The following is a 10,545-nucleotide window of genomic DNA, read 5'->3' as shown; positions in this document are numbered from 1 at the left end:
TGGCGATAAAATTAGATCACAAACGAAGCCTTTTTTATATCTATTTCAATTGGTTGGCGCTAAAGATCCTGTACATGTGACCAGCTTAAGCGCATCAGCGAAGAGGTGGGTGCTGAGCGCAGCCTGTTGATTTGCTGCAAGGCGTTTATGGCCGAGGGTGCCGAGTTTCCGAATTTGACGCTGAAAAAGATCCCCAAGGTAATTCTGAACAAGTGCGAGTGGGATCATGACGATTACAGCTTCACTCTGAATGTGCTGCCGGAAGAGCAGGACGATGAGTGGGCGGATGACGACAGCGAAGAATAAGGAACAGCCATGAGCAACGGGACCACTATTGCCAACCAGATCGGCGCGCGTCTTTCTCTGCGCAAGCCGCAGAGTGAATCGCTCGCGATCCTTTGCCGTCTGCTGGAGCAGTTAAATCTGGATAAAGAGCCGGATCTGCAGCGCTGGATTGAGTTCCTCAAAACCGAGATGCTGCCCTTCAAGAGCTTTGAGCGTGACTTCCCCTCACTCTGTTTTGCCCTGGCAACCGGGGTTGGGAAAACCCGTCTGATGGGGGCCATGATCGCATGGCTCTATCTGACCGGTCGTAGCAGCCATTTTTTTGTGTTGGCGCCAAACCTGACCATCTATGAAAAGCTGAAACAGGATTTCCTGCCGGGCTCGCCCAAATATGTGTTTCAAGGCATCCCGGAACTGGCCCAGACACCACCGGTATTGATCACTGGTGATGACTATCAGGAAGGGCGTGGTGTGCGTCTGGATCAAACGGTCACCCTTGGCATGACGGGCGATATGTTCGCGGCGGAGACGGCGCCGCATATCAACATTTTCAATGTCTCCAAGATCAATGCGCTGGAGAACAAGCAAGGGGCGGCCAAATCCAAGCAGGCGAAGATCCGTCGCATCCAGGAGTATATCGGCGACTCCTACTTCAACTATCTGGCGGACTTGCCCGATCTGGTGGTGCTGATGGATGAGGCACACCGCTACTATGCAGATTCTGGCGCAACAGCCATCAATGATCTTAAACCCGTACTGGGCATCGAGCTGACCGCCACGCCGAAGACTACCGGGGCCAAGCCACGCGATTTCAAGAACATCGTCTATCACTACCCGTTGGCCCGTGCGCTGAATGACGGCTATATCAAGACCCCGGCAGTTGCCACCCGTAAAGACTTCAAAGCCAGTAGCTACAGTGAGCAGCAGCTTGAAACCATCAAGCTGGAAGATGGTATCCACCATCATGAATACGTGAAGACCGAACTGGCCAGCTATGCCAACAACACAGGTCGGCAACTGGTTAAGCCTTTCATGCTGGTGGTGGCACAGGACACAACCCACGCCGAAACCATCAAGGCCAGGATCGAAGATAACGAATTCTTCAATGGTGCCTATAAGGGCAAGGTCATTACCGTTCACTCCAACCAGACTGGGCAGGAGTCGGACGAAAATACGCAGCGGCTGTTAGCGGTAGAACACGACAAGAACACCGAGATTGTCATTCACGTTAACAAGCTCAAAGAGGGCTGGGATGTCACCAACCTCTACACCATAGTGCCTTTGCGGGCATCTGCGTCTGAGATTTTGACCGAACAGACCATTGGCCGCGGCTTGCGTCTGCCCTATGGCAAACGCACCGGTGTAGAAGCGGTTGATCGTTTGACGATCATTGCCCACGACCGCTTTCAGGAAATCATTGATCGCGCCAATGAGGAAGACTCCATCATCAAGCAGACCCTGTTTATCGGTGCGGATGACGATGAAAACGGGATCCCGGAGCACAAGCCTAATCAAGTGATAGTGCCTTCACTGGCTGAAACCTTGTTAGGGCGCTTGCCGACCGATGGTGAAGGGAACCAAATTAAGGAGCCGTTCGCCGCACCGTATGTGGCGACAAATCCGGCGGGTAACACATCGGTAAAACCGGTTCTGGCTACCGAAGCCCAACGGCGCGTGGCGGAGATCACCGTCAAGATTGTTAGTGAAGAGGCTAAGCGACTGGGGAGCAGCAAACAGCTGAACACGCCCGAAGTGCTGCAAAGCGTCACGCGCAAGGTGCAGCAGGTGATGAAGGAGATATTCCCCCCCGTCTCCACCTCTGAGGTACAGCCTGAGCTTACTGGTATGAACTTGCCTGAGCCGGTTGCTCCGGTTGAGATAGACGAAAAGAGTATCGGTGTGCTGGTCGGACAGATCACGGAAAAACTGGCGGAATACACCATCGATATTCCGCAGATTGTGATTCTGCCGACGCGCGAGGTGAACTACGGATTTAGCGAGTTTGACCTCGGTGGACTGAGCAGTATTGCCATGCGACCGGGTAGCCAGGAAATGTTGCTGCGCAACTTGAAAGACAACAGCACCAGCACCATCAGTTGGGCGCGTGGTGGCATGACCGAGGCGCGGTTGGAGGACTACCTGGTTCATCATCTCTTCGATCATGACGAAATTGATTATGACGAGCATGCTGCAACCCTATACCGTCTTGCTGGGCAGATGGTTGCTCATCTGAAAACCTATCTAACAGATGAAGAAGCCGAAGTTTTGCTCAAAACCCAAGGCCGCCAGCTGGCTGATTTCATCTGGGCGCAGATGAAACAGCATATGTGGACGACACCAACCGATTATGTCGGCAGTGTCACCAAAGGCTTTGATGTCTTGCGTCCGGCCACCTTCAACTACGCCCACGATGAACAACCACGAGATTTCCGGGCGCCTGTTCCGGCGGGAGAGAAGAGCCGGGTGCGGCAGATGCTGTTCACTGGTTTTCGTAAATGCTGCTATCCGTACCAGAAGTTCGATTCAGTGGATGGTGAGTGGCGCTTGGCGCAGATCCTCGAAGGGGATGCCAGCGTGCTCAAGTGGATGAAGCCTGCACCTGGTCAGTTCCGGATCGAGTATGCCAATGGCCAGAACTATGAACCGGACTTCGTGGTGGAGACCCAAGACGCCTTCCTGCTGATCGAGCCCAAAAAAGCAATGGACGTCGCTTCAGTTGAAGTGCAAGCCAAGGCAAGAGCCGCTGTACGTTGGTGTAAATACGCCAACGAACACGCTATCGAGCATTCAGGTAAACCGTGGCGCTACGTGCTTATCCCTCACGACGATATTGACCTAAGCCGCAGTATTGACGGCCTGGTGAGTGAGCATGAGGTGTCTTAAGTTTTGACCCTGTTGATTGTATAGCGGGCAACTTTACTTCATGATTGTCAATCAAAGATTTTAATGAGACCCTTGATTGACGGGGATGAGGGGGCTGATCAACAAATAGCGCCTTAAATGGCGAAGAAACGGTCTAAATAGGCTGATTCAAGGCATTTACGGGAGAAAAAATCGGCTCAAACATGAAGAAATGAAATGACTGAGTCAGCCGAGAAGAATTTCCCCGCTTATTCGCACCTTCCCTAACTACACGGCACTGTTTAGATGATGTTAACCCCCTAGCCTTGATGGGGCTAGGGGGTTCCGTTCGTGGTTACTCATTAGTTTATCTTGCGTATGGAATGTAGTGGTCTAATCATATCTGACATCACTAAGCAATTACTCAAGTAGGCTACGTAGCATCCAAGCCGTCTTCTCGTGTAATTGGATACGTTGTGTCAACAAGTCAGCGGTCGCTTCATCATTTGCGGCCTCAACCAGAGGAAATAAGGACCGAGCTGTTTTAACAACGGCCTCCTGGCCCATAACAAGGTTGGCAATCATCACCATGGCAGCAGGAACATCATGATCTTCTTTGATTACTGTCATGCGAGAAAATTCATGATAGGTTCCAGGAGCAAAACAACCCAATGAACGAATACGCTCAGCAATGAGATCTACCGCCAACGCTAGCTCGTTGTATTGATTTTCAAACATTAGGTGCAAACTATTAAACATTGGTCCTGTTACATTCCAATGGTAGTAGTGTGTCTTAATATACAAGGTATAACTGTCTGCCAATAGCCGAGACAATCCTTCGGCAATCTCCAATCTGGCAGACTCAGAAATGCCAATGTCAATTATTTGCTTGCTCATCATGACTCTCCTTCTATTAAAATTCACACACGTTAGGTACAACATGTGTCACGCTTGATACTTATACGAAAAAAGCAAATTCAAGTAATTAGTTTCCGCTGATAAAAATGTCTGTCGATATGTCGGTTATGACTTTTTCGACTTCCATTTAATTTTTGCATCAGATATTGAGCCTAGGTTTATAACATTCTCATACCCATTATGGATTAGAGCCTGTCGCGCAGACTCAGCCCGACGTCCGGAGCGGCAATACAGGCGGATCGGCTCTTGCTTGGCGATGCCCAGTTTGGATACTTGCGGCACTATCTGCTGGAACTCGATATTTGTTGCACCAGCAACATGATCTGCTGAAAATTCCTCGGCCGTTCGCACATCAATTAACCACTCCTTGGCCTGCACGCTCAGGCTCGCCAGCAAGGCAGCACCTAGTAACAGGGTTCGCATCAACATTCGTTGCTCCTTATTCATCGGTAGATTCGTACAGCTTTATTCACCACAGGTACCAAAACGCCCTTTCTGCGCCAGGTTGGCAATAAAGATCACCAGCCAGATCACCAGATAGAGGGCAAAAATCGGCACCAACCACTGGGGCAACTCCCACCCCAACAATGACCACTGCCGTTCTGCACAATCGGCATAGGCGGCAAAAAACCACGGTGCCCAAGTGTCCAGTGGTAACCAACTGGGGAAATCCGGCAACACGCTGCAGGTGTTGAAGGGGGACGGGTTCAGCAGGTAATCCACGTGCTTTAGAGCTAGCTGTAACCCACGAATGGCACTGTAGCCCCAGATCAGGATCCCCAACCAACGAAACAGCGCCCGTTTCGGATCGATCAGCGCGACCAGCGCCGCCGCCATCAGACCCATGGTGGCGATGCGCTCATACACACACATGACACAGGGAAACAATCCCAATCCGTGTTGGAACAACATGGCGCAGAGTTCCAAAAATAACGCTGAAACCAACAGTAACACCCAGGACCATCGTTGCTGCGTGATCCCTTGCAAATAAGCAATCATGATGACACCTCTTCCTTAAGTGACAATTCGCTGCGCCTCGATGACATATCGGGCTCCAACCTGCAGTGATTGAACATCAACCTCTGGCAATTCACGTTGAATGCGCTCGATGACACTATCACCGGTGCAGTGACCAAGACGCAGAAAATCCAGCTGGCATCGTTTGAGAAAACTCATCGTATGGGCCAGACGAGACTCATCGGCATGCAACAGGTGCAAACCGCCGATAAGACCCGCCACCTTGAGTATTCCCGTTACCTGACGCAGGTGGGTGATGGTATTGATGAGTCCGGAATGACAACACCCCAATACGATCACCAGCCCTTTTGGGGTGTTGAACCACAGCGCCTGATCATCAGGCAGTTCATCGGACTCAAAACCCTCGGCATCGAGAAAAAATGGGCCACCCACATCTTCCAGGGGATCTAGGCGCGGAATTTCGCCACTGGTGCCCCAATAGGGCGTCAGCAGTTGTGGATCTAGATTCCAAAGCCGCATAGTTGTCGGCAGTTGCCATATCTGGCGGACAACGTCCGTCGGCATACCGATGCGTCGCACCGGCTTGCCCGGGTGGCGGCTGTAACGCGGCAAGATGACGCTGGGATGCGCCATCACAGGACAGGTCACTCCTTGTTGCCAGAGCTCTCTCAACCCACCCGTGTGGTCATAGTGACCATGGCTGAGGACCACCATCTGGCACTCGTCTAGCGGGATCTGCAGTTGCGCAGCGTTTTGCGCCAGCGTTTGCCCGGATCCTGTGTCGAACAGGAGTTGCAACTCAGGAGCATCCATCCAGAAAGCCAGACCGTGCTCGGCCTGCAACTCGCCCTGAGCATGATTGTCACAAAGGACGGTGAGTTCTACGTTAATTGCCATGAGCCAGGCTCCCTGGTGATGGGGCAATAAACTTGGCAGAAGCCCGTGCCACCTTTTGCTGCCCGGCCATCAACCAAGCCTCGAGCTGATAAATGCCGCGGCGCTGGCCAAGCATTTTTGCGCAGACCATCAGCGTCTGCCCCAAGCGAATCGGTTCCATGAACCGTACCGTCAACTCGGCAGTCAGTGCCTGAATTCCTTGCGAAAAGAGACAATGAGTCATGGCCGCATCCAGCAACGTTGATGTCATACCCCCATGCAACAAGCCTGTATACCCTTGGTGTTTGGGACTGACCACAAAGGGAGCACTCACAGTGCCGTCAAATTGCGGGGAGAAAACTAATCCCAAAGAGTCTGAATTATGCTCACGCAAACCACAGACCATGCAGTGAGCGTGACTCCGTTGAGCATGTTGATAACTGTTCATCCGTTCCTACTTAGCGGCAGACAAAGTGTCTGCCGCTTCCTGCCACCAATTAATTGGCCAACTCTTCCACCGCCGCCAGTGCCTGAGTGCCATAGATCACCGCAGGGCCACCTCCCATCAATACAGCCACATCGATGGTTTCGACCAGCTCTTGCTTGCTGGCCCCAGCTTTCAGTGCCGCCGCAACATGGGCCCCGATACATCCATCACAGCGGGCCGCTATTGAGATTGCAGTTGCAATCAGCTCCTTGTGTTTGACGCTCAGTTCACCCTCACGCATTGCGGCCTTGTGCAGAGCCAGAAATGCATTCATGGTATCCGGGCTCGCCTTGCGATAAGCCGAGCCGAACTGGCGCTGTTCCTGATTAATTTCTGTGTAATTTTTTGCCATAAAACACCCCAACTTTATGTTGTTACTACTCAAAGCGTATCGGTAACCATCTGGTAGGTCTTATAACCTCCGGTCAGATTGCGAGCCTGAAAACCATTTTGTACCAACATGCGATAGGCTACATGTCCCCGCAGCCCCACCTGACAAGCCACCAGAATTTCTTTATCGACAGGCAGCGTATATAAGCGATCCCGCAACTCATCGAGTGGAATGTTCAACGCATTCGGAAAGGAGCCTGACGCTTCTAACTCTGGCGGATTTCGAACATCCAGAACCACTTGATCGGAGGCTCCCAGTAATAGCTCTTCGGTGTGACATATCGCCTCATCACCATTCATCACATTACTGGCAACCATACCGGCTTGGTTCACCACATCGCGCGCCGAACCAAACGGTGGCGCATACGTCAATTCCAGATCAGCCAACTGCTGAACGGTCATACGGGCTCGTTGCGCAACGGCTAAAACATCAATTCGTTTGTCGATACCATCCAAACCAGCGGCCTGAGCTCCCAGGATCTGACCATCCGTAGGATCAAACAGTAATTTCAAGGTTACCGGGTGAGCACCGGGGTAGTAACTGGCGTGGCTAGCGGTATGCACGTAAATCTTTTCATAGGTCATATTCAGCCGCTTGAGCGTTTTTTCGTTCAAGCCTGTACTGCCAATGGCCATATCAAACACTTTGCAGATCGCGGTGCCTTGTGTCCGGCGATAATGCTCGTGGCGACCAAGCATATTGTCAGCTGCAATACGCCCCTGCCGATTCGCAGGACCAGCTAAGGGAACCAACGCCGCTTCGCCGGTAATAAAGTTCTCCGTCTCGATAACATCGCCAACCGCGTAGATATCCGGATCTGATGTCTGCATGGCACTATTGACCTTGATGCCACCCAAATCCCCCAACGCCAGACCTGCTGTCGAGGCCAGTGTTGTTTCTGGTTTCACGCCGATCGCCAAAATGACCATGCCTGTTGGCAACATATCGCCTGAGCTGAGCATCAGATTAAGGTTGTGCGTATGTGTAGCTGGTTGATCATAAACCCCGGTTGACTCAGGCTCAGCCGGACAAAAATCAGCAACAGAAATAGCCGCCAAGCCTGTTTTGAGGCGAAGATCGATCCCCTTATCCCGCATGTGCTGATGCAGCATGGCTGCCATCTCTCGATCAACTGGAGCCATAACTTGGTCAGAAAGCTCTAATAACGTGACGGCAACACCGCGTCGATGCAGGGCCTCCACCATCTCCAACCCGATGAATCCGCCACCAACGACCGTGGCATGTTTTGGCTTCTCGGCGGCCAACATCACCAAGATCTTGTCCATGTCGGGGATATTACGCAGACTATAAACGTGACTATTCGCGATCCCTGGTATCGCAGGCTTCACGGGAGACGCGCCAGGACTCAATAACAACTTGTCATAAGACTCCTGATATATCTCTCCTGTTTGGATACGCTTGACGGTGACTATTTTTTTGATTGGGTCAATATGCGTAACTTCATTGAGAACGCGCACGTCAACGTTAAATCTTTTTTTGAAACTTTCTGGAGTCTGAAGTAGTAATGCTTCACGGCTATCTATTTCACCACTGATATGATACGGCAAACCACAGTTGGCAAAAGAGACAAACTCACCTCGCTCCAGAATGATAATTTCTGCATCTTCAGAAACTCGTCGAGCCCGAGCAGCAGCTGAAGCCCCTCCGGCTACACCACCAATAATTACAATCTTCGTCATATTAATTCCTTACTGTGCTATCAATTCACAATGTGTCATTCCGGTCGGCAAAATTCAGCAGCGAATATCGCTTTAACGGTTCGAGTTACCAGCCAGAGTAATAAGCCAGTCAGCATGCATAACAGTACGACTGATATGGTTTGAAAGAATAGGGATGAAGTTAAATGTGCCATCTTTATAGTGGCAACAGTTAAAGCGGCTACAGGGAATGAATAAGCCCAAGAAGAAATAAAAAATGGAACTTTGATGAATCTAAATATATTCATTGCAAGCAACAAACTCAGAAACAGTGCAATGTAATAAATGATCCGAGCAAAAGCATCTAGTTCCCCGACCATACTGGTATAGGAAATAAATCCTACAGATGGCGGTGCAAGAAGAATAAACAACATGGGTGTCATGCGAGCAGGTAATGGTTCATGAAAGAACAGCCGATACATGATGATCGTCAACAACACGAGCCAAAAAACGATTCCGATGCTAAAACAAAACCAGCTCAACTCGATATAGCCTAATTGGCTACCAGTAATAGGAACAATAATGTTACCCACCACTGGGATAAACCAGCTTGGATTCGCATGTGATAGTGTGTAGTGAGTGTGGTGGATCCAGCTGCTCATCACATATAAGGTGAAAGCAATTTGCAAGGCTGTCCCTACCATCCATAAATAAGTGGATACTATGGTTTCTTGCTGCCAAACAACAGAGAGTAGCAATAGGCTTATAGAAAAAGATGGGAAGAAGTTTATCCGCACTGGGTGGTGGATTTCTTCTAGTACTGCATGTGGGTAATGCCATATTTTTATAGCATAAAAAATTGACACAAAGATCATTGCTATGGATGTTGCGTAAGCGAATACGATCCAGATATCTGTACCAGATGAAAAAATCCCAGCGGCAGCTTTCCAAGCCAGAGTAAAACCAGATAGTCCCATAATCATTGAAAAAAATGACACAGGGAAATAAGCAATCCGGGGCAAAGCCGGTGCGGATTCAGGGCTGTCTATATTTAAGGTCATGTTGAAATCCACCATTTGGAATGATTTTATTCAATTCATTGCATTAGCATCATCTAATGCAGTGTATTACACCTCTGCTTCACCACCCCGATAATGATAGAGTTACAATGAGTATCTGGCTGGAGATTAAACTAATTTCCAGCCAGAACCATTGCCTACGTTTTATCGACTATGGCGTCGCTAAAAATTTAGCGTTGCTGTTTAACTGGCTCGGCTATCTGGTACAAATGTTCGTCACATCGCGTATGACAACCGCAAAGCCGCTCTTCGTCAGCTTCGGTGGACAATTCCTGTTTCCGCTTGCGAACTTGTCGGAGCCAGAACAGCGACGAGACGCCCATAAAGCTCAGCCAAGTGAACAATATCGGCAGCGCCCATTGACTCAGGATTGGCAGCATCGGCCACGACCCTGGCCGTGGCGACCACAATCTTGTCTACGCATCTGATTCCGTTGGCTAGGAGCCATTTCTTGGCGAGGGGAATTAGCAGTGTGACAGCAAGCGTCTGAATGCTCTCCCTCTGGATGGTGGCAACCACAACCACCAGATTTTGCCTTCGCTTCATGATTCAGCGATTGACGGCCTTGGCTAGCCTGATGCAATTGCAGTAAACCGCTGGCAATCGGATCAACCAGCTCATGGGCTGAACGACGACCACAGTTTGTCTGATACACGGCAAACTGCCGCGCCAACAATTTACCTAACATCTGCTCGCCGATATTGCGAACTACAATCCGATCGACCTGCTGCTCGGCCAACAGATCGACCATTTTCTGCTTCCCTGCACAACCTTCTGCTAAGGCCGGATTATCAACCCGGTTAATTTCAATGCCTCGCTCATCCAGGAACACCAGGCAATTTGCCTTGGTAAAATGGTTGGCGACCCGATCATCATTCATTGGAATGGCAGTGATCATTTTTTGAATCTCCTTCGTCCTCAAGGTGCATCATCAGCGCCTTGCCCTGTGTTAGACCTGACTCTTATACACAAGTAGCGCCCTGAACGGAACCATTCCCGTTTTCCAGGATCTGATCTTCCATGTGACCTCCT

11 protein-coding genes are annotated in these 10,545 nt (G+C 50.3%); 2 read left to right on the top strand and 9 right to left on the bottom strand.

Features of this window, described 5'->3' with window-relative positions; translation table 11 throughout:
- Positions 1 to 105: 105 nt before the first annotated feature.
- Positions 106 to 306 carry a hypothetical protein gene (locus tag OKC30_RS17460; protein WP_270809719.1) on the top strand — a complete coding sequence of 67 codons (201 nt, stop codon included), beginning with the start codon at positions 106 to 108 and terminating at the stop codon, positions 304 to 306.
- A 9-nt stretch (positions 307 to 315) separates the two neighbouring features.
- On the top strand, positions 316 to 3,168 hold the full coding sequence (locus OKC30_RS17455; RefSeq protein ID WP_161507945.1) for a DEAD/DEAH box helicase: 2,853 nt from the start codon (positions 316 to 318) through the stop codon (positions 3,166 to 3,168).
- Positions 3,169 to 3,546: 378 nt separating this feature from the next.
- On the opposite strand, the gene OKC30_RS17450 is transcribed toward OKC30_RS17455, so the two are convergent.
- The 9 genes from OKC30_RS17450 to OKC30_RS17410 form a co-directional block, all read right to left on the bottom strand.
- Positions 3,547 to 4,026 (bottom strand): Dps family protein, encoded by a 480-nt coding sequence (locus tag OKC30_RS17450; RefSeq protein ID WP_442865839.1) that lies wholly within the window; start codon positions 4,024 to 4,026, stop codon positions 3,547 to 3,549.
- 123 nt (positions 4,027 to 4,149) lie between these two features.
- Positions 4,150 to 4,473, bottom strand: coding sequence for a rhodanese-like domain-containing protein (locus OKC30_RS17445; protein WP_161507947.1), 324 nt, complete (start codon positions 4,471 to 4,473; stop codon positions 4,150 to 4,152).
- A gap of 36 nt (positions 4,474 to 4,509) precedes the next feature.
- Positions 4,510 to 5,043 carry a disulfide bond formation protein DsbB gene (gene dsbB, locus OKC30_RS17440; protein ID WP_161507948.1) on the bottom strand — a complete coding sequence of 178 codons (534 nt, stop codon included), beginning with the start codon at positions 5,041 to 5,043 and terminating at the stop codon, positions 4,510 to 4,512.
- A gap of 15 nt (positions 5,044 to 5,058) precedes the next feature.
- Positions 5,059 to 5,919 (bottom strand): MBL fold metallo-hydrolase, encoded by an 861-nt coding sequence (locus tag OKC30_RS17435; RefSeq protein WP_161507949.1) that lies wholly within the window; start codon positions 5,917 to 5,919, stop codon positions 5,059 to 5,061.
- The gene (locus OKC30_RS17430; protein WP_161507950.1) at positions 5,909 to 6,346 is read right to left on the bottom strand and encodes a PaaI family thioesterase; all 438 of its coding nucleotides are present in this window, start codon (positions 6,344 to 6,346) and stop codon (positions 5,909 to 5,911) included. Before OKC30_RS17430 ends, OKC30_RS17435 begins: the two co-directional genes overlap by 11 nt.
- A gap of 49 nt (positions 6,347 to 6,395) precedes the next feature.
- Complete coding sequence (locus OKC30_RS17425) at positions 6,396 to 6,737, bottom strand: carboxymuconolactone decarboxylase family protein (protein WP_161507951.1); 342 nt, start codon at positions 6,735 to 6,737, stop codon at positions 6,396 to 6,398.
- A gap of 29 nt (positions 6,738 to 6,766) precedes the next feature.
- A complete protein-coding gene (locus tag OKC30_RS17420; protein WP_161507952.1) occupies positions 6,767 to 8,476 on the bottom strand; it encodes an FAD-dependent oxidoreductase in 1,710 nt (569 codons plus the stop codon).
- 35 nt (positions 8,477 to 8,511) lie between these two features.
- On the bottom strand, positions 8,512 to 9,495 hold the full coding sequence (locus OKC30_RS17415) for an SLAC1 anion channel family protein (RefSeq protein ID WP_161507953.1): 984 nt from the start codon (positions 9,493 to 9,495) through the stop codon (positions 8,512 to 8,514).
- A gap of 382 nt (positions 9,496 to 9,877) precedes the next feature.
- On the bottom strand, positions 9,878 to 10,411 hold the full coding sequence (locus tag OKC30_RS17410; RefSeq protein WP_161507954.1) for a NifB/NifX family molybdenum-iron cluster-binding protein: 534 nt from the start codon (positions 10,409 to 10,411) through the stop codon (positions 9,878 to 9,880).
- Between the last annotated feature and the right edge of the window lie 134 nt (positions 10,412 to 10,545).

The sequence above is a fragment of the Aeromonas sp. QDB18 genome (assembly GCF_027705325.1).
Taxonomy (GTDB): Bacteria; Pseudomonadota; Gammaproteobacteria; order Enterobacterales; family Aeromonadaceae; genus Aeromonas; species Aeromonas caviae.
This window is presented reverse-complemented; position numbering and strand designations above follow the sequence as displayed.

What these genes read in the sequence shown, in the direction of transcription:
- OKC30_RS17425 (WP_161507951.1), bottom strand. Translation starts at nt 6,737, where the DNA reads ATGGCAAAAAATTACACAGAAATTAATCAGGAACAGCGCCAGTTCGGC.
- OKC30_RS17445 (WP_161507947.1), bottom strand. Translation starts at nt 4,473, where the DNA reads ATGTTGATGCGAACCCTGTTACTAGGTGCTGCCTTGCTGGCGAGCCTG.
- dsbB (WP_161507948.1), bottom strand. Translation starts at nt 5,043, where the DNA reads ATGATTGCTTATTTGCAAGGGATCACGCAGCAACGATGGTCCTGGGTG.
- OKC30_RS17410 (WP_161507954.1), bottom strand. Translation starts at nt 10,411, where the DNA reads ATGATCACTGCCATTCCAATGAATGATGATCGGGTCGCCAACCATTTT.
- OKC30_RS17430 (WP_161507950.1), bottom strand. Translation starts at nt 6,346, where the DNA reads ATGAACAGTTATCAACATGCTCAACGGAGTCACGCTCACTGCATGGTC.
- OKC30_RS17435 (WP_161507949.1), bottom strand. Translation starts at nt 5,919, where the DNA reads ATGGCAATTAACGTAGAACTCACCGTCCTTTGTGACAATCATGCTCAG.
- OKC30_RS17450 (WP_442865839.1), bottom strand. Translation starts at nt 4,026, where the DNA reads ATGATGAGCAAGCAAATAATTGACATTGGCATTTCTGAGTCTGCCAGA.
- OKC30_RS17420 (WP_161507952.1), bottom strand. Translation starts at nt 8,476, where the DNA reads ATGACGAAGATTGTAATTATTGGTGGTGTAGCCGGAGGGGCTTCAGCT.
- OKC30_RS17415 (WP_161507953.1), bottom strand. Translation starts at nt 9,495, where the DNA reads ATGACCTTAAATATAGACAGCCCTGAATCCGCACCGGCTTTGCCCCGG.
- OKC30_RS17455 (WP_161507945.1), top strand. Translation starts at nt 316, where the DNA reads ATGAGCAACGGGACCACTATTGCCAACCAGATCGGCGCGCGTCTTTCT.